Consider the following 23842-nt stretch of genomic DNA (forward strand, 5'->3'; position numbering starts at 1 on the left):
AAGAACGCATTGAAACAGAGACATGGTTACTGCTGAAACCCCTATACTCTTCCCGCGGCATATTGATCGGCTGCCCCGTCCGTTCGTGCGCATGATGACGGCTTTCGTGATCATCATGCACAGTGTGCTGATTGTGCTGCTGCTCAGAAACATCCCGCTTGCCGAACTGGGAAGCGCAAGCGGCAATGGAGGCGGCAGCGGCGCTTCCACCCTTTATATCTCGGTATTGCAGGCACCGGATAGGCAAGGAAAAGCCGTTCCTGCGTCCAGAGAAAAAACACAGCCCGCCAGCATTGAAAAACAGGCTGTCCCGCACGTCAGGAAAAAAGAAAACACGCTCATTGCGACCGATTCGGTTTCTGATCGCACGGCCCGCGCCGAGGCAACCTTGCCGAAAGATACCGTCAGGGAAAATGAACCCGTCATCAAGGAAAACGCTTCCACAAAGGAAACACGCTCTTCGGCATCTTCTGCCATTGATGAAAGCCGGTCGCCTGAAACAGGCGGTGGGAGTGGTCACGATACAAAAACCGGCCCGGGAAACGGCGGGGGAAACGGTACCGGTGATGGCGCCAGAACGGGAGACGGCATCGGCCCCGGCAGCAACATGGCCCGTTCTGTCCCCCTTTCCCGGCTCAACTATAAACACGCCTTCAAGCCGGAATACCCCGAACGCTCGATTCAGCGCAATGAAGCGGGACAAGTAAGCGTACGTGTTGTCGTTGGCACCGACGGGCGTGTTCATGATGCCAGGATCGTCAGCAGTTCCGGCTTTGACCGTCTCGACCATGCTGCCCTGAAAGCCGCACGGCGCAGCACTTTTCATCCCTATAGCGAAAACGGCCGCGTACTGGCTGCCATGGCCGTCATCCCTTACCAGTTCAATCTGAAAAACCAATAGGCATTTTTTTATTCAGCAAACGAAAACAGATCATGGAACCTGCCCACACTATCGGATTTGCCCACTTCATCGCCCAAAGCGACCCCCTCGGCAAATGCCTTCTCGTCATTCTCCTCGGCATGTCGATTGCCTCCTGGACACTCATTGTCGTCAAGGGTATCGCCGCCTGGCGACGTAACCGGCATGGCAACGCCTTCCTCCAGCTTTTCTGGAATGCCACGTCACTTGACGCCGTGCGGCATGAAATCCAGACGCACGGCATCAAATGCCCTTTCTCCCATCTCACCGCGCATGCCCAGCATGCCAAGGAGCACCACAATACCTATGGCGCGGCAAAACTCTCGGAAGCGGGCACACAACAGGAGTTTCTTATCCGGACCATGAAAAAAGTCATTGACGAAGATGCCGCGCGTCTGGAAAACGGCCTTTCCGTCCTGGCCACCATCGGAAGCACCGCCCCTTTCATCGGACTGTTCGGCACGGTCTGGGGAATCTACAACGCATTGATTGCGATCAGCGCCACGGGTGCAGGCACACTCGACAAGGTAGCCGGTCCGGTTGGCGAAGCGCTTATCATGACCGGCATCGGCCTGGCCGTCGCCATTCCGGCGGTCATTGGCTATAACATGCTCGTGCGCACCAATAACGTCACGCTTGCCAGGCTTGACGCCTTTGCCAATGAACTCCTGACCTTCCTTTCCACCGGAAAGATCTGTGCCTTCGCACAGGTATCGGTTCAGGCCACCATGCAGCCACCGGTGGTTCATAACATCAAGCGAGGCTGATCATGGCATTCGGCGGATTTGACAACCGGCATAAGCGGACGCCCATGTCCGAGATGAACATGGTTCCCCTGATTGACGTGATGCTCGTGCTGCTCGTCATCTTCATCGTCACGGCCCCCCTGCTTTCGCATTCGGTCAAAATCGAATTGCCGCAGGCCAGCGCGAAAACCATTGAGGCCCCGGCGGAAAAAATCACGTTTTCCATCCATGCCGACGGCACACTCTATTGGAATGGGGAAGCCATTGACCGCAAAACCGCCCAGCAACAATTTGCTGTCGCGTCGAAAAAAAATCCCATGCCTGAACTGCACATTCACGCCGACAGGCATAGCGACTACCAGTTTGTCGCCGAAACCCTGGCAGACGCAAGCCGGGCCGGCCTTACAACCATCGGCTTCGTGACAAAGCCGCAAGCAGAAAAGAACCTATCCATCCAACCCTGACCAGCCGATAACGGCAGTAAACCCCCATGAAAATACAAAAGAAAAAACTCTGCGCGCTTGTTGCAATCGCCATCATGGCATTTCATCTGGCACCCGCCGCACAGGCACAGCCAACAAAAGAAACATCTGAAACCGGGCAGGCTGCCAATGCAGAAACAGCCGATACGGCCGCACCGTTCCAGCAAATGGGTGCCATCACCGTCACGGCCACACGCCAGAAAGAACGAGTACTGGATGTGCCTGCAACCATCAGTGTCATTTCGCGGGAGGAAATGGACGAGCACAATGTCAACAACATCCAGGAACTCGTGCGCTATCAGCCCGGCATCCGCGTCAACAGGCAGGCGTCCGGCACAACGCCCTTTGGCGGTCTTTCAGGCTTCACAATCCGCGGTGTCGGCGGCAACCGGATACAGACGGTCGTTGACGGCGCTCGCGTCATTGAAAGCAATGACGGCGGCAACCGTGACTTTGTCGATCTTTCCATGATGAAGGCTGTCGAGATCCAGCGCGGCCCGGGTTCCGTCCTCTGGGGTGCCGATGCGCTGGGCGGCATCGTCTCGTACCGGACACTCGACCCGGATGACCTCCTGAACGGCAACACCGTCGGCGGCAAGGCCAGCTACGGCTTTGACGGACTCAATGCGGCCAATACCCAAAACGCCATGTTTGCCATGCAGATCAGTCCGGACATGCAGTTTCTCATGGGCTACACGCACCGTACGTACAACGAAACCCGCCTGAGAAACGCCAAGGCCGATGGCGGCCAATGGGGTTGTACGCGTGTTGCGCTTGGCTGCGACCGCTTCAACCCGACGGACGCCGAAGTCAACAATGCCATAGCTAAACTCGTCTACCGCCCGAACGCCGACCATGAGTTGAAACTCACCGGCGAATTTTTCGGGTCCGACACGACCATCAACCAGCTTTATGATCGCGGACTTTCCAGTGGCATGGCCACGACGACGATCAACAGCGGTGACCACATCCGGAACCAGAAGCAGACACGGCAGCGCGCGGCATTTGAGCACAGTTGGGATGTCAATGCCGCCGCGCTCGACAATCTCTCATGGCGGGTTTCCTATTCCCCGCAGGAACGCCGCCTTCATGATCGCCGGAATTATCAGACACGCACAGGAGGTCTCACCAGCGATATGTATGCCACGCGGAACACCGAGTATTCAGAAGACTTTTCCCAGGCAGATATCCAGTTCACCTCCAGCTTCGCCCTTGCCAGCAGCGAACACACCCTGACCTATGGCTTCCAGGGAGACAGGACGGATACCGATTACTATCGCAAAGATGTTACCAACAACCTGACTTCAGGCACCTCGACGACGACTTACGGCAGCGGCACCAATTTTGCCAATGCGGAAACCATTCGTGCCGACCTTTATCTGCAGGACGAAATGAAGTTCTTTGAGCGGCGGCTGACGATCACCCCCGGTATCCGCCATGCCCACTACTCCCTTGACCCCTCACCGGACAGGAATTACGGCATCATCGCCGGAAAGGAACCCACCAAGGTCACCGAAAACAAATGGCTGCCGCAAATCGGCCTTCTCTTCAAGATCGACAGCATGCATTCGCTTTACGGACGCTACGCGGAAGGCTTCAAGATGCCGACGGCCGAGCAGCTCTACACTTCGTATGACATGGGAGTCCTGCGCCTGATCCCCAACCCGAACCTCAAACCGGAAGAAGTCAAATCATACGAAGCCGGTATACGCGGACAATACAGCCGGGGGTGGTTCTCCTTTGGCGGTTTCTACAGCGACTATACCAATTTCATCAAGAGCCGCCAGCCTGTTGCCGGTACCGCTGCCGATTATACCTACCAGAATCTTGACAAGGTCAAGCTCTGGGGCTTTGAGGCTTCCGGAGAATGGCGCTTTGCACAGAACTGGAGCGTATCAGGCGGCGCTACTTACCAGCATGGCAAGCAGACCAGCACGAACAGCGGCAAGTACGTCCCCTTTGATGCCGCCTCGCCACTATCCGGCAACCTGGGCCTGCGCTGGAACCAGCCCGAATACAAGCTCAGCACGGAGCTGATCGGCACCTTTTCCAGGCGCATCACCCGCGTGAGCGATGAAGACTATTACAAGCCCGGCGGCTACGGGGTCTTTGACAGCTACGTCAACTGGCAGATCGACAAAAACTTCAAGCTGACGGCCTCTGTCCTCAATATCTTCAACAAGCGTTACTTCGAACAGACGGCCTCCACCATGAATGCGTATCCGACTTCCGCATCTCAGGCCTACACCAATCCGCTTGAACTCTACACCGCGCCGGGCAGGACTTTCGCTGTCACGCTCAGTGCCAGTTTCTGAAGGAGCCATTCATGTCGAAAATCCGTCAGACCGTTCCCCACCCGCGGGCCAGTTGGATTGACCCGGTAAGCAGAGAGATTCTGCCGTTTCAGCCGCTCATGCAGAAAATGGCGCAGAAAAGCATTGTCATGCTGGGCGAAACACATGATGTCGCAGAAATCCATCGCTGGCAGCTCCACGTCGCCATGTCGCTTTACACGCTGCGGCCCCATATGATGATGGCCTTTGAAATGTTTCCCAGACGCATCCAGCCCGTGCTAGACGAATGGGTCGACGGATTGCTCGATACCGAAACGTTCATCCGCCAATCGGAATGGTACGATGTCTGGGGGTTTCCTGCCGAAATTTACCTGCCGCTTTTTCACTTCTGCCGCCAGCAGAAAATCAGGATGATTGCGGCCAACTGCTACCGCGGGCTCGTCACCCGTGTCGGGAAAGAAGGATGGGACGCCGTTCCGGAATCCGAGCGTGACGGGCTTACCCCCAGTGCCCCGCCAACCGATGCCTACCGGACCTATCTTTCCGGGTACAGAAAGCCGGGCACGCCCTCGCCGGAAGGCGACCGTTTTATCCGCGCGCAGCAAACCTGGGACCGCGCCTTTGCCTGCAACATGGCCTATGCGCTCGACAGCATGGGAGCAGACGAGCCCATGCCGCTGATTATCGGCATCATCGGACGCGGCCATCTCGAGTATGGACACGGCACGCCGTACCAGCTGGCTGACCTCGGCATTACAGATACCGCAGTCCTGCTGACGTCTGACCGGGACGAATGGCAGGAGTGGCACCCCAATCCGACCGGCAGAATCGCGGATGCCGTCTTCCGCATCGACATCCCCGAGCCGCGCGCTGAACGCGTGGCCAGGCCAAAGAACCAAGGCAGTGAACGGAAAAGCACATGAAAAATGAAACACTCAGGCGCATCTGGATGCTGACGAAGCTCTGTATCAGGGCGCCGGGCGGCAAGCTCGCGATCCTTTACTGCTTCATTATCCTGGCGCTCAATCTTTTTGAAATCCAGCTTGCGATCAAGTTCATTTCCTGGAACAAGGATTTTTACGGCGCGCTTGAAAAATTCGACGGCAACTCGGCGCTCCGGCAAATCGGCGTTTTTGGCATCATCACGGCATTGAGCGCAGGACAGTTTCTCATTGCCACCTACATGCGCCAACTGGTACAAATCAGATGGCGCACGGCCCTTACCGACATCTCACTGGAAAAATGGTTCAAACACAAGGCATTCTGGCATCTTAACACCGATGAAGGGTCCAAACTCGACAACCCGGACCAGCGCATTTCGGAAGACTGCCGTCTCTTTGCCGAACGGATGGTCGGCGGCGGCAGTTCAAAAGGCGGCTCAGGCGGTTACTGTGTGCTCGATCTCTTTACCGGCATCATCGGCCTGACCACGTATATCGCGCTGCTCTGGAAACTGTCTGACTTTCCCCTCTCGTTCACCCTTTTCGACACCCGGATCGTCATCAACCATTATCTCGTCTGGGCGGCACCCGTCTATGTGCTTATCTCCAGCCTGCTGACGCACTGGATGGGCAAACCGCTCATGCGCCTCAATATCATCCAGCAGCATCGCGAAGCCGACATGCGTTTTGCGCTGGCGCGCACCCGTGAATCCAAGGAGGCCATTGCCCTTGAAAACGGCGAAACGGCTGAAAAGGACATCATCGGCAGACGCTACCGCCTTATCCTGGAAAACTGGCGGCAACGCATCAACCGGGAATTCATCCTCGGCATCTTCACCCGCCCCTATTACACGACCGTCCTGCGTATTCCCATTTTCCTGGCCTTCCCCGCCTATCTCATGGGTCATGTTGCGCTGGGCGGGCTCATGCAGCTTGGCTCCGCCTTCACGCGACTGGTGACGACACTCTCCTGGTTCATCTTTTCGTACAAGGATATGGCCGAACTGGCCGCAACGACCAATCGTCTGGCCGGTTTCATGGAAAAGGCCGATGCGGTCGGCAATACCCCCTCACCTGTCACGCGCAGCACGTCACCCGACAACAGCCTGCATATCCGTGACCTCGTCGTCAACAACCCGCTCGAACAGCGCCTCATCCATCTTCCCGAACTGACGGTCAGGCCCGGCGAAGCCGTCTGGATAGACGGTCCTTCCGGCATCGGCAAATCAACGTTCCTGAAAGCGCTTGCCGGTATCTGGCCGCACTGTTCAGGCCAGGTTGCCCTGCCTGCCGGAAAAACACTCTTTTTGCCCCAGAAAGCCTACCTTCCGCTTGGCAGTCTTGCCGAATGCCTTACGTATCCGGAAAAACCGGATGACATGGAGCATGTCCGCGCCTTGCTTTACCATGTCGGCCTCACCTGCCCGCGACATGAAAAGCAACTCGACAAAGGGGAGCTTTCGAGCGATTACCGGCTTTCCGGCGGTGAACAGCAGCGTCTGATGGTTGCCCGCATCCTGGCCGCACGGCCTGACTGGGTCTTTTTGGACGAAGCCACCAGTTCACTCGATGCGGCCGCCGAAAAGCAGCTCTATCAACTGCTGAGGACGTCACTCCCGCATACCGGCTTTGTCGTCATTGCGCACCGCGAACCGCAAGGCCTGGGCAGTTTCCGGCGCGTGAGCCTCTGGAATGAGCCGACACAAACCACCGCAAATGCTCCCCGATATGCTGTCAATGCCATGGAGAATCAACTGGCGTACTGAAAACCGCATGTCATGCGAGACGGGTAGCACAGAATTGACGGTTGTCATTTGCCGAATGCTCCGCTTATCATTTGATATGACTCTCGGGAAAGGAAAAATCATGAAAAAAACGATTGCCGTTATTGCCTGTGCCGCTGCTCTTGCGTCGTGTGGCGGTGGGTCGTCCGATAAAGGTACGGCAAAACAGGGCCTGAATGACAAAGGAGTCAAACTGGCACAGGCTGTTTTTTCTGACGAGATCAAAAACACTCTTTCCGGAAACCAATCACTGATCAGTTCGGATGATGCAATGAAAGCCGTAAAACTGAACGGCAGGATTACGTCTGCTGCCCTTTCAAAAGCATACGGCGCCAATGAAAAGGCCGCCGACGAAAAATTCAGGGATAAAACTTACATTGTCAGCGGAACGATCCAATCAATAGGAAAAGATACGGCTGATACGCCCTACCTTCAGTTGAATGGTGACAATATATTCAAAATGGTCAATGCCTATTTCGACAGGAAAAGCGCGGGAGATCTGGCCAAGATGTCAAAAAACCAGAATATCAGCCTTGTGTGCGATATTAAAAATTATATTGTCGGACAGGTTGCACTAAAAAATTGTCAAACGCTTTCCAGTTACGCGCCCCCAATGATTGCTGAACTCGCCAAAATGGTTCCGGATGTCATCACCGGAAAAAAATCCATTAATCCGGGCGCCGACAAATCGATTCAATACGCATACGCCCTGAGAAAACACCTGCCTGAAAACAGTGCATGCTATTCAGACCCTGCATCAAAACCATGTCAGGCCGACATGGCAAACATTTCAAAGGAAGAGAAGGAAAAAATAAAGGCCGGGCACTGAGCGGCTCCCTTCCCTCCTGATTTGCTTCTGGCAATATTGCAGCAAATGATCCGGTCGGGTTGACGGCAGATGAAATAGCCGGAATCGTAGGTTACAGGGTAAAAAATGGCTGGCATCAACATATCTGGAGGCCGGCACATTTCTACGGCACCGGATTTCAATGCAGCGCTAACCAGAAGGAAAAGCGAAAATGCGCCCCACCGGCTACCAGCCTGAATGAAGCCAATGGAAAATGGGCGGGAAACTCCGGGCAGCAGCACGCGGGTTGATTGTAATTTTTTGCCTCATGGTTCCTTTTCATGTTTCACTGTACTTTTTGGCTGCAGGCTGCAATAAAGCCAAAAATTCCTTTTGATTGGCGAAACAAGCGAAACATCCGCATAAACATGGGGCGATTTTCCTGTTTCATGGCATTTTTAACAATTTTCAGGGTATTCAGAAAACCCTCGTCACGTATCATCCCCATCGGGCTGAGCAGTGACATCGGCCCGGTCAGAGTCCTCACCTTAAAACCCTGAGCGCTCAAAAGCGCCTTCCATTCATGTTCGCTCAACGGTGTTGCCTTGACATTGATTGCCGAGTGCAACTGGCTGAGACTGTTTTGCGTATCTGCACTCCTGATAATCAGATCATGTGTCAGCAGATACCCGCCTGGTCTCAGCACCCGGGCATATTCCTGCAGGGCCTTGCGTTTGCTCTCGTTATCAAGCATGGTCAGCATGGCTTCATTGATCACAATGTCAAAACTGGCATCATCAAATGGAAGTGCCGTGGCGTTTGCCCGCATAAATCGAACACAGTCGCTGACACCCTGTATCCGGGCATTGTGCGTTGCTTTCTGGAGCGAGGCGTCATGCAGGTCAATGCCCGTGATGTGGCATTTGTAGCGTTTCGCCAGTTCAATCGCGGTCGTGCCCATGTTGCAGGCGACTTCAAGTATCCGGGTATTCGCCCCGATGCTGACCTGCCGGATTAACCAGTCCGTTCCCTGTTTTCCTCCAGGGCGCAGGCGCTTTTTGCCCAATCTGGCCAAAAGCATGTGGCCGGCTTCATGTTTTTCATGCATTTTGTTTCCTCGCAATATGGTTAGCTACAGGTTCAGCCCGGTGACATATACGCAAACGCTTTCTTAAATGAATTATGGTCCGTTCAATCTGCAGCGGCCTGAAGTCGCCTGGCTGGCAAGCGATGCGCAAATTCATGCAGCAGCAGGTCATGAGGCGACTGCGTGATTGCAATGTCAAGCGCATTGAAAGTTTCATCCGGCAACAGCACCTGCGGGAACATGGGCAGCACGGGCTATAGCAATACGCCTGACCGTGCCGCCGGATAAGGAGTGCGGATACCTGCGCGTACCGGTTCTATGCAATCGGCTCACCTTTTGCTACGATGCAAATGAGAATTATTATCAATAATACGCAACCAGCCAGTGAACGCAAATGACATTTGTCAATCCTCAAAAAAATGAAAACGATGCCAGAACCATTCTGAAAAACTGCTCATGGATGCGCAGTTTGCCTCAGAATGCCCTTGATGACCTTCTGGCATCCTCCGCCTGGCGAACCTTCGCCAGGGGGGAAGTACTGTTTCATGAAGGGGACAAAATCATCCATGGCCTGCTATTGGAGTCGGGACGCCTGGAGGTTTTTCGCTACACGACCGAAGGAAACGAAAAGATATTCGGCTATATTCAAGACAAAGAGTTTTTAGCCCTGCCTGCCGTATTCATGAAACATGGCCGCTATCCGATGAGTGTCAGAGCACTGGAGGATGGCCGTGCATTGGCGGTGCCCAAGCATGCCATTCACCAGATGTGCCTGCAATATCCTGAAGTCACCTTTCAGTTACTCAGCAATGTTTGCAACCATTTATACGAAATGGTCAATCGTGTTGACTGGCTGACATCAAGTTCAACTTCCGAGCGTTTGGCCGAATACCTTTTGAAGCTGCACAAGCAAAACACAGAGAAAAAAGCGATCACGCTTCCAATGAACAGGGTTCAGCTTGCCACATACCTTGGCGTTCGCCATGAAACGCTGATACGGTTAATATCGGCATGGCAAAAAAAGCAATACATTCACGTGGATAAAAACGAAGTACAAATACTCAACCCGGATGTTTTACGAAACCTGGCCAAGCCGGCACAAAGAACTTTTTAAGCATGCGGCAATTTTTATTTTTACCTCTTTACCGGCAGCCATCGTCATCCGCCATTGATGCTCTCCGTCATCATACCGGAATCAATCTATTGGTATCAGCCGTTTATGGTATGCCGGCCTGTGGCAGCATGCCCGGGCAAGCTGGCATAAACAATGTGACACGCCTGACTCGGGCCTAAAAGAACGTGGCAGATGGAAAATGGGGGAAATGGCAGGCAATTCCTCACATTTGCATGCCAATCACCCTGCACCTTTGGCAGCCCCTTTGAGCGAAAGCAGGTGTCATTTAGCTACAACAGGCTCCGGAAAATGAAAAAGGGTTATCTGCTGAAAAATAACCCTTTGATACCGCTTAGTATTTTGGTCGGGGCGAGATGATTCGAACATCCGACCCTCTGGTCCCAAAAAAATCAATAGACCGCTATGATGTTTTCTGGATATGTTATTCAGTAAACAAGCACAAACAAAATCCGGCAAAGGAAGTGACATGCAAAATTTTCAGTACGTCGCCATAGGCGAAGAGTTCGGGATCCGATCGGCGGCGAATGGTGGGTCAAAATATCAGAAGACGAGGCGCAACTCGTTTCTGATCCCAGTATCACTGAAACATTCAACCGGCAGGACCTGACAGAATAATATTTCATCAACGGAACAGGCCATGCCAAACGAGATCAGAACCAGAAAAGAGCTTTTAATCCAGAAACTCGCCAGTTACGACCTGGAATATTTTGTGCAGTTCATCCGGACGTCGGATGCCGCAAAAATTGCGCTGGCGACCATGATGATGGAAGGATTCATCGGCTACAACAACTGGTCTGAAGATACCCTGTATGACGAATGCATGAGAAGAAGCCTTCTTCCTGACAATAAATAATGCAAAAAAACCAGGATTTAGCCAAAACGCTGTTGCGTGATGGATTTTAATAAAAAAAGCCGGTCGAGCGACCGGCTGATTTTCCTGACCTGTGTTTTGCAAATAGTATTCCCGCCACAAAACTCCGAATGATTCATCACCTCTTCTGTCATGCGCCGATTACGTGACAGGCGCTGCTTTGCGTTCCTTATTGATAAAAGCACCTCCGGCAAGGCTTTTTGCATCAAAACCATGCTGCAACAACACTCTGGATGCAAAATAGCTGTTCTTTCCTATCGAGCAAAATATGACAACCGGTTTGCCCGGATCAAGCCTGTCCATGCTGTTTCGCAAGGATGTTAAGGGAATATTGATGGCACCGGGAACAGGCTGGGCCATTGACAATGCCTTGCCACGTACATCCAGCAACTGCACATCGGCTGAAGCCGCCGGAAATTCATGAACCATATTGACCAGTTCGTCCTGCATGTTGGTTGCGGCAAATCCGGCGATATTGACCACATCCTTGGCTGAGCCAAATGGAGGCGCATAGGCAAGCTCCAGATGACAAAGGTCTTCAATGTTCATCCCTGCCGCAATCGCAGTTGCCATCACATCAAGCCGTTTATCAACCCCTTCCTGCCCGGCAGCCTGTGCCCCAAGGAGCATACCATCGTCGCGTGCCCAGAATATTTTGAGTGTCAGCGGTTTGGCGCCTGGATAGTATGATGCGTGATGGCTGTCCGTGACGGTTACTGTTTCATAATCAATACCGGCCTTTTTCAGCCCCTTTTCATTCCAGCCTGTGACACCTGCAGCCATCTCAAATACCCGGACAATCGAGGTTCCCAGTGAGCCGGGATAGGGGCGCGCTTTTTCCTTAAGGAAGAGGTGATCTGCTGCAACACGCCCCTGCCGGTTTGCCGGTCCGCCAAGCGGCACAGCTATTTGCCCTCCCATCGTTCGTTCGCTGGTTTCAACAACATCGCCTGCAGCATAAATATCGGGGTCAGAAGTTTGCATGAATGCACTGACCGCAATATGCCCTTTTTCGCCCAGTTGTAATCCCGCTGCTTGTGCCAGCGCACTTTCAGGCTGCACACCGATAGACATGACAACAAGGTCTGTTTCCAACACCGTTCCCGAAGACAGGTGGCAAAGCAGCTTGTTTTCGCGGCCCTCAAAACGGGTAATCTGGTTTCCCAAATGCAGACCGATATTGTTTTTACTCAGTTCATCCTCAAGCAATCCCGCCAATTTGGCATCAAGCAGCGACAGCACCTGATGGCTGATCTGCACAATCTCAACAGAAAGTCCCTTGCGATACAATTGTTCGGCCATCTCCAGCCCGATAAAACCGGCCCCGGCGATGACCGCATGCTTTCCCGCTTCCGATGCCGCTGCAATACGGTCCATATCCTGAAGATTACGCAAGGTAAAAACACGCGGATCATCAATGCCGGGAAGCGAAGGAAAGACAGGTGCCGCGCCCGGAGAAAGCATCAATTTATCGTACGCCAGCCACTCCTCTTCCCCGTTTCTGAGATTGCGGACCAATACGCGCTTTGCGGCGCGGTCAATGAAGGTGGCCTCGCTAAGCGTTCGAACGTCCAGATTGAGCATGGCTTTCAGTGACGCCTCAGTCTGCACCGCCAGCGTCCGTCTTTCCGGGATTTCGCCACCGATATGATAAGGAAGCCCGCAATTGGCAAAAGACACATCCGGACCCCGCTCAATAATCGTAATCTGCGCAGTTTCCGAAAGACGGCGGGCACGCGCAGCAAAAGATGCGCCAGCGGCAACACCGCCAATGACAATGATTCTCAATGTTTTCATATAGACTCCCTGAAAAGATGAACGGGATTAAAAACAGCCAAACGTTATATTAAATAATATAATATAATTATATATAATGTAAACGTTCATGCAACGCAACATCAGGAGTATTTCGTGATGATCAAATTTACCGACCTGGACAGGGAGTTGATGAGAAGTACCGCTAAAGAGGCTGCCCAGACGCTGCGCGCCCTGTCCAACGAAGATCGCCTGCTTTTGCTGTGCCAATTGAGCAAAGGGGAAAAGTCCGTCAGCGAACTTGAGGAGCAACTGGACATTCACCAGCCGTCACTTTCCCAGCAACTGGGGGTTCTGAGAACAGAGGGACTCGTCAATACACGACGGGAGGGAAAGCGGATTTATTACTCTGTAGCCAGTCCCAAAGTGCTCGCAGTGCTGTCAACCCTGTGTGAACTTTACTGCCAGCAGACGGGAGAGACGTCATGATCATGATTGACTGGCACAGTTTTACCCCGGCAAGTGCCCTGGCTGGCGGGGTACTTATCGGGCTGGCCGTCATGTTGTTGTTGCTGGTTAATGGCCGGATAGCCGGGATCAGTGGAATTATCGGCGGACTCCTGCCACCGACAAGAAACAATACGTTGTGGCGGCTGGCTTTTCTTGGCGGCATCTTTCTGTCTCCCGTCCTGTACCAGGGCATGAGCACTTTGCCCGAAAGCCATATTGATACGAGCTGGCCTTTCCTGATTGCGGCAGGGTTGCTGGTTGGTTTCGGTGCCCGGCTGGGATCAGGCTGCACCAGCGGTCATGGCATCTGTGGAATATCCCGCCTGTCAAAACGCTCCATTGTCGCAACGGCCATCTTCATGATTGCCGGATTTTCCACCGTGTTTTTTACCCGCCACCTGATGATGTGAGAAAAACGCCATGTATATTCTGACCGCTTTGATTTCAGGACTTCTCTTCGGTATGGGCGTCATTTTTTCCGGCATGTCCAACCCGGTGAAAATCCTGGCATTTCTAGATATTGTGGGAAACTGGGATCCTTCGCTGGCGCTGGTTATGGCAGGGGCTATCCCGATCAGTGCGATCGTCTTTCTGATAGCAAAAAAGCGCAAAACTACCCTGACAGGCATTCCTCTTCAATTACCGGATACCCAAAACCTTGATTATCGGCTGGTAACAGGAAGTGCGCTGTTTGGTATCGGCTGGGGACTGGCAGGCATTTGCCCCGGACCAGCCATTGTATTGCTTGGCTATGCGTCCGCAAAAAGTGTTGTCTTTTTTATCGCCATGCTGGCCGGAATGCTGGCATTTTCCGTGGCCACGCGGGTTTTCCAGCGATTTAGCGAACGGTTATGCATATTTTGCCGATGAATATCCTGCGCAATATGCAAAAGCCATGACAAATGCTGGCGGCGACACCGCTGCAATGGGAGGCATGAAATAAAAACGGGTTATCTATGCGATAGATAACCCGTTGGTATTTTGGTCGGGGCGAGATGATTCGAACATCCGACCCTCTGGTCCCAAACCAGATGCGCTACCAGGCTGCGCCACGCCCCGAAGAACGAAATAATAACGCTATCTGGTGGTGTGGTCAATCAATCTCTTACTTTTTATCGCAGTTTTCCCTTAATTAATTCATCTCAAGCAGCATCGACCATGCAGTAATCCGCAATCCGTTTGGCCATGGCATGAGCAGCCGCTTCATTTTCCGCTTCGACCATGATACGCAATAGCGGCTCAGTGCCGGAGGCACGAATCAGGACCCTTCCGCTATTACCGAGCTCTTTTTCCACTTTTTCCTTTTCTTTCAGCATGGCTTCATTTTCTTTCCAGTTAAAGCCGCGCGCGATACGCACATTGATCAGTGTCTGTGGAAAAAGGGTAAGATCGTTGCAATATTCGGAAAGTGTGGCGTTGTTGCGCCGCAAGGCAGAAAGCACCTGAAGGGCCGACACGATACCATCACCGGTTGTCTGTTTGTCCAGACAAAGTAAATGCCCGGAACCTTCTCCACCCAGCACCCACCCGCGCTCCTGCATGGCTTCCAGTACATACCGGTCACCCACCGCTGCGCGCTCAAATCCGATACCCATCCTGGCAAAAGCCACTTCAAGCGCCATGTTGGTCATGAGCGTACCAACCACCCCGTCAACTGCTCCCTGTGACATGCGATCCTTGGTCATCAGGTAAAGCAGCTGGTCACCATTGTAGATCTCTCCTTTTTCATCAATCATGACAACGCGGTCTGCATCACCATCCAGCGCAATGCCCACATCGGCACCATGCATGATCACCGCTTCTGCCAGCGCCTCAGGTGAAGTTGCGCCACAGCCATCATTGATGTTTTCACCATTAGGCTGTACGCCAATCGCAATAACTTCAGCGCCCAATTCATGGAAAACGTGAGGCGCAATGTGATAAGCCGCACCATGCGCACAATCCACCGCAATTTTCATGCCACGCAGATCGAACTCACCGGGAAAGGTGCTTTTGCAAAACTCGATATATCGTCCTTGCGCATCATCCAGGCGCCGCGCTTTTCCCAGGGCGTCCGACATGGCGCAATCCATTGGACGCTCCATCATTTCCTCGATTTTCAGCTCCATTTCATCCGGCAGCTTGTTGCCGGATGAGGAAAAGAATTTGATCCCGTTATCCTGATAAGGATTATGGGAGGCAGAAATGACAATACCCGCCGTAATACGCAATGCGCGGGTCAGATAAGCCACAGCAGGCGTTGGCATTGGTCCGGAAAGCATGACATCAACACCGGCAGCAGAAAGCCCTGCCTGCAGGGCTGCTTCCAGCATGTAGCCTGAGATACGGGTATCTTTTCCTATCAGCACCGTAGGCTGTATGGCTGAAGTTCCCGAACGTGTCAGCACCTTGCCTGCCGCATACCCCAGCCGCATCACAAAGTCCGGGGTAATCGGACTGATACCGACTGTTCCTCTTACGCCATCTGTACCAAAATATTTTCTCGTCATAGCTTCCTGATGTAATTTCCGATGAGTTTCAACCCGTCATTTTACCTTGTTGCCTGCCATACTTTAAGTGCATCGACGGTTTCACCCACCTCATGCACCCGAACGATATGGGTTCCATAGGCCACGGCAGAAAGCGCGGCACCCAGATTTCCGGCAAGTCGCCGGGAAACATCTTTTTTGGTGATGGCGGCAATGACTGATTTGCGGGATAGTCCTGCCAGTACAGGCAATTGAAGTGATTGCTGAATATGCCCGATATTTTTCAGAAGTGTCAGGTTGTGTTCGAGAGTTTTCCCGAAACCGAAGCCGGGATCAATACAGATCCTTTCTTTGACCATTCCTGCTGCAACCAGTCGATTGACCTGTTCCTGGAGAAAACGGATTACTTCACCGGTCACATCACTATATTCCGGCGCGGACTGCATGGTTTCGGGTTCTCCCTGCATGTGCATGACACATAATCCACACTGGCCCCGGACAACCGCCTCTATGGATTCATCAGACTGAAAACCGGCAATATCATTGATCATGTCCACACCGGCTGCCAGTGTGGCAGCCATCACCTCGGGTTTGTAGGTATCAATGGAAAGCGGCTTGCCGCAATCACGCAATGCCTCGACAACCGGCATGATGCGATCCAGCTCTTCCTGCAGTGAAACCGGCTCAATGCCCGGACGGGAGGATTCCGCGCCGATATCGATAATATCCACGCCTTCTTCTATCATCCGGTTGGCATGCGCCAACGCAGCGGACAGCTGCGTATATTTCCCCCCATCGGAAAAGGAGTCCGGTGTGACATTGAGAATACCCATGACAAGCGGGCGATAATCCGGACCGGCCAGCTCAAAACGATAGCGCCCGCATTGAAAAAAAGGTGTCATTGTTTCTGTTTCCTGCACATTCCAAATACAAAAAGGGCCAGAATCACTTCTCGCCCTTTTCGTTCAATTACTATTGTCATCAGGCCGGAGCTGTCGCACTTTCAGATACATCACCCGACGGATTACCTGATGATGCCGCTACTGGCGTGCCTGATTTGGGAGGACGCGGATCATTGCCTTCCATGATGTCATTCACCTGATCGGAATCCAGTGTCTCCCATTCCAGCAGCATGGTGGCCATTTTCTCCACCTTGTCACGGTTTTCATGGAGCAGATGGCGCGCCAGATCATACTGTTGATCCAGAATCAGGCGGATTTCGTTATCCACTTTCTGCTGGGTTGCCTCCGACACCGTCTTGGCTGCCATACGGCCACCATGGAACATATCCTGCTCGGTATCCTCGTACACCATGGTGCCGAGGGACTCAGACATACCATAGCGCGTCACCATCGCCCTGGCGATCTTGGTTGCCCGTTCAAAGTCATTGGATGCGCCGGTTGACATCTGGTGCATGAAAAGCTCTTCAGCAATGCGCCCGCCAAACAGGATGGCGATCTGCTCAAGCATCTTGTCCTTGTACATATTGATCTGGTCATACTCGGGCAGTTGCCATGTCAGGCCAAGCGCATGTCCGCGCGGCATGATGGTCACCTTGTGAACCGGATCAGATTTTGGCAGCAGCTTGGCCACTACGGCATGCCCGGCCTCATGGAAAGCTGTATTCCTGCGCTCTTCTTCGCGCATGACGAAAGACTTGCGCTCCGGCCCCATCAGGACTTTATCTTTGGCATCTTCAAAATCCTGCATTTCGACAAGCCGCTTGTTACGACGGGCCGCGAAAAGAGCCGCTTCATTGACCAGATTGGCCAAGTCAGCACCGGAAAAGCCAGGAGAACCGCGTGCAATCACATCTGCCTTTACGTCAGCAGCAATCGGCACCTTGCGCATATGAACATACAGAATCTGCTCACGGCCACGAATATCGGGCAATCCGACAACCACCTGGCGATCGAAACGGCCAGGACGAAGGAGCGCCTTGTCCAGAACATCGGCACGGTTAGTGGCTGCGACAACGATAACACCGGAATTCGGCTCAAAGCCATCCATTTCAACGAGAAGCTGGTTCAAGGTCTGCTCGCGTTCATCATTGCCCCCGCCCATGCCTGCACCACGGTGACGGCCGACAGCATCAATCTCATCAATGAAAATAATGCAGGATTGATGCTTTTTGGCGGTCTCGAACATGTCCCTCACACGGGAGGCACCGACACCCACGAACATTTCCACAAAATCGGAGCCGGAAATGGAGAAAAACGGCACCTTGGCCTCGCCTGCAATAGCACGCGCAAGCAGTGTTTTACCGGTACCCGGAGGGCCAACCAGAAGAAGGCCTCTGGGAATACGGCCACCCAGCTTCTGGAATTTATTCGGATCACGCAGAAATTCGACGATTTCAACGACTTCTTCCTTGGCCTCGTCACATCCGGCCACATCACTGAAAGTCACCGTATTGCTCTTTTCATCAATCATGCGCGCCTTGGATTTGCCGAAAGAAAAGGCACCGCCCTTTCCTCCGCCCTGCATCTGTCGCATGAAAAACACCCACACGCCGATTAAAAGCAGCATGGGGAACCAGGAAATAAAAATCTGCGAGAGGAATGAGGGCTCCTCAGGCTGTTTGACATCAAACTTGACGCCACTGTTGACCAGATCGCCAATCAATCCACGATCCAGGTAGGTTATGCCTGTCTTGACCCTGCGCCCGTCAGTCATGTTTGCCACGAGGACTCGGTCCTCAATGACAGCATCTTTCACGCGCTGTGCTTTTACTTCATCGAGAAATTCGGAGTACGAAATAGGTGTCGCACCCGACGTAGTATCACGATCGGTAAAATGCTTGAATGTCATAAGAAGGATAACAATGATGGCGCCCCAAACGGCTGCCCTGACAAACATGTTATGCACGGTAACTCCTCAGGCGTATCACGCCTTTTTGATATGTTTTTTCATTTTACCCGTATTTCCTGTACTTCGCATCAGGCCAGGTCGTAATTTCAGTGCCATATGGAAACAAAATGTTACATGGGTTCAATTAAAGGCAAATTGCCATAAAACTCACCCGGTTCAAAAGTAAGTGGGGACAAAAACGATGATATCAAGCGCCGTTCCCTCAAATACCCTCATCCGTTTTCATATGACGCCCCAACAGATAAATCTCAGAAGACTGGTTACGGCTGGCTTTCGGTTTTTTGGACACCACCGATTGAAACTGCGCCCTGAATTTGGCCAGTATCTCGTTATACCCCATTCCATTGAAACACTTGACCAGCAAGGCGCCGTTTGGTTTCAGGTGGGTTTGCGCAAAGTCCAGTGCAATATCCAGCAAATCCTCCATTCTTGCAGCATCGGCTAAGGCAATACCGGAAAGGTTGGGCGCCATATCCGACAAAATGACATCTGCCTTGCGCCCTTCCAGCATGGCTTCAAGCTGGTGCAAAACGTTCTCTTCCCTGAAATCACCCTGCAGGAATCTGACACCTTCAATGGCTTCCATCGGCAGGATATCAATACCGACCACCTCTCCCTTGATAGCCCCGCCATCACGCCCCATTTTGCGTATCACGTACTGTGACCAGCTTCCGGGAGAGGAGCCCAGGTCCACAATTACCTGGCCGCTTTTGAGGAGCTTTACCTCTTCGTCAATCTCTTTGAGTTTGTATGCCGCACGCGACCGGTAATCCTCTTTCTGCGCAAGCTTCACATAAGGATCATTCAAATGGCTGTTCATCCAGCTTTTGTTGAATTTATTTTTTGCCATTAGCGTACAATATCCTTTTAGGGAAAGTTTATGTTGAAATTAACTCCGGCAGAACGAAGCAGACTGCGTGAACAGGCACATGGTTTAAACCCGGTCGTCATGGTTGGCGATGCCGGGCTGACCGATGGGGTGCTCAAGGAAATCAGCAGCAGCCTGGATGCGCATGGCCTCATCAAAATCCGTGTTTTTGGCGATGACCGCGCCAACCGGATTGATATTTACCAGACCATCTGCACAGAACTGAATGCGGCTCCCATACAGCATATCGGAAAACTGCTGGTCGTTTATCGTCACAAAAAGGAAAAAACCTCCTCCCTTTTCGATGATAAAAAATCCCGTGGCATACGGGAAGTTAAAACCATCCGTCCGGGCTCAGGCGCTGTACGCAGCCGCGTAAAGAAAGTCGCCGTAAAGGGCAACGAACGGTTGACAGCAGGCGGTAAAGTCAAACGTGCCAAGGTACGGCAGACCAGCGCCAAGAAAAAATCCCTGTCCTGACAGCAATCAGGACAGGGATTTTCCGCAAACCATCAGACATAGAGGACTTCCAGCACTTCGTATTCACGAATGCCGGACGGTGCCTCAACCTCAATAACCTCTCCGCTATATTTGCCGATCATGGCACGGGCAATAGGAGAAGTAATGGATACCTTCAATTCCTTGATATCTGCTTCATCGTTACCGACAATCTGGTAACGCACCTGCTTGCCGTTATCCAGATCCTCAAGCAGAACGGTAGCGCCAAAAACAATCCTGCCATCCACATTCAGCGATGTCGGATCAATAATCTGGGCAGAACTCAGTTTGGCCTCAAGCTCGGCAATACGGCCTTCGATAAAGCCCTGTCTTTCCTTCGCGGCTTCATATTCGGCATTTTCAGACAAATCACCATGCGAACGCGCTTCGGCAATCGCCTGGATGATCTCGTACCGATCCTTTGTCTTGAGTTTGTGCAACTCGTCACGCAACATCTTTGCGCCGAGAACGGTAACCGGGATGGTACCCATATTGCTTGACATATCTACTACTCCAAAAAACCAGCGAGGTCATCAATGACATTGCTTCCAATGCCAGTATGACCTCGCAAAAAATAATAAGTTTAGGGCTTAGTTTAAGGTTTTGTGCAGGCTTTGTAAATCATAGACATGGATATCATCCAGATAGGACATCCCCTGCACGCTTGCTTCAGCACCTGCGATTGTCGTGATCGTATTGACACGCGCGGCCAGCGATGAGGTCCGGATAGCACGGGAATCCGCAATGGCGTTCCTGCGCTCTTCCACCGTGTTGATAACCAGCACGATCTCACCGTTTTTCAGCAGATCACCCACGTGCGGGCGGCCTTCTGCCATCTTGTTGATGGTTTCTGCTTCCATGCCGGCCTGACGAATAGTTTCTGCTGTGCCGCGTGTTGCAACAATAGAAAAACCCAGCCTGATCAGCTCCCTTGCCACCTTTACTGCCCGTGGCTTGTCACTGTCCTTGATGGAAAGGAAAACCTTGCCAGAACGCGGCAATGTCACGCCTGCGCCCATTTGCGATTTCACATAGGCCTCGCCAAAAGTTTTGCCCACCCCCATGACTTCACCTGTCGACTTCATTTCCGGTCCTAAGATCGTGTCAACGCCCGGGAACTTGATAAACGGGAATACCGCTTCCTTGACGCTGTAATATGGCGGAATGGTTTCACTGAAAATACCCTGTGAATCCAGCGTCTTTCCTACCATGCAGCGGGCAGCAATCTTTGCCAGTTGAAGGCCTGTTGCCTTGGAAACAAACGGGACCGTCCGTGATGCGCGCGGATTGACTTCCAGTACAAAAACCTTGTCTTTCATTTCGCCATTCACTTCTTCCTTCTGGATGGCAAACTGGACATTCATCAAACCAACCACATTGAGCGCGTGTGCCATCAGTGTTGTCTGCCGCTTGAGCTCATCAACCGTTTCGCGTGAAAGTGAATAGACCGGCAGGGAACAGGCAGAATCCCCCGAGTGCACACCCGCCTGCTCAATATGTTCCATCACACCACCTATAAAGGTGCGGGTACCGTCTGAGATACAGTCCACATCCACCTCGATAGCATCGTTCAAAAAGCGGTCAAGCAAAACAGGAGAATCATTCGATACCTTGACAGCCTCGCGCATGTAGCGTTCCAGGCCGCTTTGTTCATGGACGATTTCCATGGCACGTCCACCCAGGACATACGAAGGGCGGACCACCAGCGGATAACCGATTTCCTGGGCCATTTCCAGTGCTTCTTCCTCGGTACGGGCCGTGCGGTTTGGTGGCTGGCGCAAATCAAGCTTCTGCAGGAGTTGCTGGAAACGCTCGCGGTCTTCTGCCGCATCGATCATGTCCGGTGATGTACCGATAATCGGTACGCCGTTTTTCTCAAGATCCAGTGCCAGCTTGAGCGGGGTCTGTCCACCATACTGGACAATAACACCTATTGGTTTTTCCAGATCAACGATTTCCAGCACATCTTCCAGTGTCAACGGCTCGAAATACAGCCGGTCGGAAATATCGTAATCCGTGGAAACCGTCTCAGGATTACAGTTGACCATGATGGTTTCATAACCATCCTCACGCATCGCCATGGCGGCGTGAACACAGCAGTAATCAAATTCAATACCCTGCCCGATCCGGTTGGGCCCGCCACCGAGCACCATGATTTTCTGGCGGTCAGTGGGATTGGCTTCACATTCTTCATCATAAGAGGAATACATGTAAGCCGTGCTGGTTGCAAATTCACCAGCACAGGTATCCACGCGCTTGTATACCGGACGAATGTTGAGTTCGCGGCGCCTGTTGCGCACCTCAACATCCGTGGTTTTCAACAGCCACGCCAGTCTGCGGTCAGAGAATCCCTTTTGCTTGAGCCTAAAGAGCATATCCCTGTCGAGATCAGCCAGTTTCTGTTTGTCCAGCCAGAGCTCGATATCCACGATTTCCTTGATTTGTGCGAGGAACCAGGGATCGATATGCGTCAGGTTGTAGACTTCCTCAATCGTGAAGCCCTGTGCAAAAGCGTCACCGATGTACCAGATACGCTCCGGCCCCGGCTCACCCAGCTCTTCCCGAATCACTTCAAGATCGGTCGTTTTTTCATTCATGCCGTCAACGCCAACCTCCAGGCCGCGCAACGCCTTCTGGAAAGACTCCTGGAAAGTGCGGCCGATCGCCATGACCTCCCCGACCGATTTCATCTGTGTCGTCAGATGGGGGTCCGCAAGCGGAAATTTTTCAAAGGTGAAGCGGGGCACCTTGGTAACGACATAATCAATCGTCGGTTCAAATGAAGCCGGTGTCGCACCGCCGGTAATGTCATTTTTCAGTTCATCAAGGGTGAAGCCGACCGCCAGCTTGGCGGCAACTTTCGCAATCGGGAAACCGGTTGCCTTTGATGCCAGTGCGGATGAACGGGAAACACGCGGATTCATCTCGATCACAATGATGCGGCCATCTTTGGGATTAATGGCAAACTGAACGTTGGAGCCACCGGTATCCACACCGATTTCACGCAGGATGGCAATGGATGCATCACGCATGATCTGGTATTCCTTGTCCGTCAGCGTCTGGGCTGGCGCCACCGTAATCGAGTCGCCGGTATGGATGCCCATCGGGTCAAGATTTTCGATTGAGCAGATAATGATGCAGTTATCCGCACGGTCACGGACCACTTCCATTTCGAACTCTTTCCAGCCAATCAGTGACTCTTCAATCAGAAGCTCGTTGGTAGGAGACGCCTCAAGACCACGACGGCAGATCACCTCAAACTCTTCGCCATTATAGGCAATGCCGCCACCGGTACCACCAAGCGTAAAGGATGGGCGAATGATCACAGGAAACCCCATCTGGCGCTGGACTTCCCATGCTGCTTCCATGGAACGCGCAATACCGGAACGGGCTGACTCCAGGCCGATTGCTGTCATGGCTTCCTTGAACTTGGAACGGTCTTCGGCCTTGTCGATGGCTTCCGGAGAAGCGCCAATCAGTTCAACACCATACCGATCAAGAACGCCATTGTTATACAGATCAAGCGCACAGTTGAGCGCCGTCTGTCCCCCCATTGTCGGCAGGATGGCATCCGGACGCTCTTTTTCGATGATACGCTCAACAACCCGCCAGTTGACCGGCTCAATGAAAGTCACATCCGCCATTTCCGGATCGGTCATGATGGTAGCGGGATTGCTGTTAACAAGAATGACCTTATAACCCTCTTCGCGCAGCGCCTTGCAGGCCTGTGCCCCGGAATAGTCAAACTCGCAGGCCTGCCCGATGATGATGGGGCCGGCGCCAATAATAAGAATGCTTTTAATATCAGTACGTTTTGGCATATTTT

General features: G+C 52.7%; 21 protein-coding genes and 1 tRNA gene. 13 read left to right on the forward strand and 9 right to left on the reverse strand.

Annotated features, from left to right (window positions below; translation table 11 throughout):
- Positions 1–22: 22 nt before the first annotated feature.
- The 7 genes from NB640_RS01800 to NB640_RS01830 all read left to right on the forward strand — a co-directional run bounded on the left by NB640_RS01800 (position 23) and on the right by NB640_RS01830 (position 7995).
- On the forward strand, positions 23–901 hold the full coding sequence (locus NB640_RS01800) for an energy transducer TonB (RefSeq protein ID WP_269309436.1): 879 nt from the start codon (positions 23–25) through the stop codon (positions 899–901).
- A 32-nt stretch (positions 902–933) separates the two neighbouring features.
- Positions 934–1686 carry a MotA/TolQ/ExbB proton channel family protein gene (locus NB640_RS01805; protein WP_269309437.1) on the forward strand — a complete coding sequence of 251 codons (753 nt, stop codon included), beginning with the start codon at positions 934–936 and terminating at the stop codon, positions 1684–1686.
- Positions 1687–1688: 2 nt separating this feature from the next.
- Positions 1689–2129, forward strand: coding sequence for an ExbD/TolR family protein (locus NB640_RS01810; protein ID WP_269309438.1), 441 nt, complete (start codon positions 1689–1691; stop codon positions 2127–2129).
- Positions 2130–2155: 26 nt separating this feature from the next.
- Complete coding sequence (locus tag NB640_RS01815; RefSeq protein ID WP_269309439.1) at positions 2156–4462, forward strand: TonB-dependent hemoglobin/transferrin/lactoferrin family receptor; 2307 nt, start codon at positions 2156–2158, stop codon at positions 4460–4462.
- Between the two features lie 11 nt (positions 4463–4473).
- Positions 4474–5364: a ChaN family lipoprotein gene (locus tag NB640_RS01820; RefSeq protein ID WP_269309440.1), complete on the forward strand. Its 891-nt coding sequence runs from the start codon at positions 4474–4476 to the stop codon at positions 5362–5364.
- Positions 5361–7148, forward strand: a complete 1788-nt coding sequence (locus NB640_RS01825; RefSeq protein ID WP_269309441.1) for an ABC transporter ATP-binding protein/permease — start codon at positions 5361–5363, stop codon at positions 7146–7148. Before NB640_RS01820 ends, NB640_RS01825 begins: the two co-directional genes overlap by 4 nt.
- Before the next feature lie 100 nt (positions 7149–7248).
- Positions 7249–7995 (forward strand): OB-fold protein, encoded by a 747-nt coding sequence (locus NB640_RS01830; protein ID WP_269309442.1) that lies wholly within the window; start codon positions 7249–7251, stop codon positions 7993–7995.
- A gap of 304 nt (positions 7996–8299) precedes the next feature.
- On the opposite strand, the gene NB640_RS01835 is transcribed toward NB640_RS01830, so the two are convergent.
- Positions 8300–9061, reverse strand: a complete 762-nt coding sequence (locus NB640_RS01835; RefSeq protein ID WP_269309443.1) for a class I SAM-dependent methyltransferase — start codon at positions 9059–9061, stop codon at positions 8300–8302.
- Positions 9062–9434: 373 nt separating this feature from the next.
- On the opposite strand from NB640_RS01835, the gene NB640_RS01840 reads away from it, so the two are divergent.
- Entirely contained in the window at positions 9435–10154 is a 720-nt protein-coding gene (locus NB640_RS01840) for a Crp/Fnr family transcriptional regulator (RefSeq protein WP_269309444.1), read from the forward strand.
- Between the two features lie 658 nt (positions 10155–10812).
- Positions 10813–11028, forward strand: coding sequence for a hypothetical protein (locus NB640_RS01845; RefSeq protein WP_269309445.1), 216 nt, complete (start codon positions 10813–10815; stop codon positions 11026–11028).
- A gap of 159 nt (positions 11029–11187) precedes the next feature.
- Here NB640_RS01845 and NB640_RS01850 read toward each other — a convergent pair whose 3' ends face one another.
- Positions 11188–12843, reverse strand: a complete 1656-nt coding sequence (locus NB640_RS01850; protein ID WP_269309446.1) for an FAD-dependent oxidoreductase — start codon at positions 12841–12843, stop codon at positions 11188–11190.
- 117 nt (positions 12844–12960) lie between these two features.
- On the opposite strand from NB640_RS01850, the gene NB640_RS01855 reads away from it, so the two are divergent.
- From NB640_RS01855 to NB640_RS01865, 3 genes are read left to right on the forward strand one after another with little or no spacing between them, the layout of a single operon-like run.
- Positions 12961–13290 (forward strand): metalloregulator ArsR/SmtB family transcription factor, encoded by a 330-nt coding sequence (locus tag NB640_RS01855; RefSeq protein WP_408637950.1) that lies wholly within the window; start codon positions 12961–12963, stop codon positions 13288–13290.
- Positions 13290–13721, forward strand: a complete 432-nt coding sequence (locus NB640_RS01860; RefSeq protein ID WP_269310373.1) for a YeeE/YedE family protein — start codon at positions 13290–13292, stop codon at positions 13719–13721. The genes NB640_RS01855 and NB640_RS01860 overlap by 1 nt, the downstream gene beginning before the upstream one ends.
- A gap of 10 nt (positions 13722–13731) precedes the next feature.
- On the forward strand, positions 13732–14181 hold the full coding sequence (locus NB640_RS01865; RefSeq protein ID WP_269309447.1) for a DUF6691 family protein: 450 nt from the start codon (positions 13732–13734) through the stop codon (positions 14179–14181).
- Positions 14182–14293: 112 nt separating this feature from the next.
- Here NB640_RS01865 and NB640_RS01870 read toward each other — a convergent pair.
- The 5 genes from NB640_RS01870 to NB640_RS01890 all read right to left on the reverse strand — a co-directional run bounded on the left by NB640_RS01870 (position 14294) and on the right by NB640_RS01890 (position 19500).
- A tRNA-Pro gene (locus tag NB640_RS01870) sits at positions 14294–14370 on the reverse strand.
- A gap of 83 nt (positions 14371–14453) precedes the next feature.
- Positions 14454–15800 (reverse strand): phosphoglucosamine mutase, encoded by a 1347-nt coding sequence (gene glmM, locus NB640_RS01875; RefSeq protein ID WP_269309448.1) that lies wholly within the window; start codon positions 15798–15800, stop codon positions 14454–14456.
- A gap of 41 nt (positions 15801–15841) precedes the next feature.
- The gene (folP, locus tag NB640_RS01880; RefSeq protein WP_269309449.1) at positions 15842–16681 is read right to left on the reverse strand and encodes a dihydropteroate synthase; all 840 of its coding nucleotides are present in this window, start codon (positions 16679–16681) and stop codon (positions 15842–15844) included.
- 79 nt (positions 16682–16760) lie between these two features.
- Positions 16761–18647: an ATP-dependent zinc metalloprotease FtsH gene (ftsH, locus tag NB640_RS01885; protein ID WP_269309450.1), complete on the reverse strand. Its 1887-nt coding sequence runs from the start codon at positions 18645–18647 to the stop codon at positions 16761–16763.
- Positions 18648–18852: 205 nt separating this feature from the next.
- Positions 18853–19500 carry an RlmE family RNA methyltransferase gene (locus NB640_RS01890; protein ID WP_269309451.1) on the reverse strand — a complete coding sequence of 216 codons (648 nt, stop codon included), beginning with the start codon at positions 19498–19500 and terminating at the stop codon, positions 18853–18855.
- 30 nt (positions 19501–19530) lie between these two features.
- On the opposite strand from NB640_RS01890, the gene NB640_RS01895 reads away from it, so the two are divergent.
- Positions 19531–19998: a YhbY family RNA-binding protein gene (locus NB640_RS01895; RefSeq protein WP_269309452.1), complete on the forward strand. Its 468-nt coding sequence runs from the start codon at positions 19531–19533 to the stop codon at positions 19996–19998.
- A 32-nt stretch (positions 19999–20030) separates the two neighbouring features.
- Here NB640_RS01895 and greA read toward each other — a convergent pair whose 3' ends face one another.
- Together greA and carB are read right to left on the reverse strand one after the other, a co-directional pair.
- Entirely contained in the window at positions 20031–20507 is a 477-nt protein-coding gene (gene greA, locus NB640_RS01900; RefSeq protein ID WP_269310374.1) for a transcription elongation factor GreA, read from the reverse strand.
- A gap of 99 nt (positions 20508–20606) precedes the next feature.
- A complete protein-coding gene (gene carB, locus NB640_RS01905) occupies positions 20607–23837 on the reverse strand; it encodes a carbamoyl-phosphate synthase large subunit (protein WP_269309453.1) in 3231 nt (1076 codons plus the stop codon).
- Positions 23838–23842 lie beyond the last annotated feature (5 nt).

Origin of the sequence: Oxalobacter vibrioformis (genome assembly GCF_027118995.1) — a bacterium.
GTDB lineage: Bacteria > Pseudomonadota > Gammaproteobacteria > Burkholderiales > Burkholderiaceae_D > Oxalobacter > Oxalobacter vibrioformis.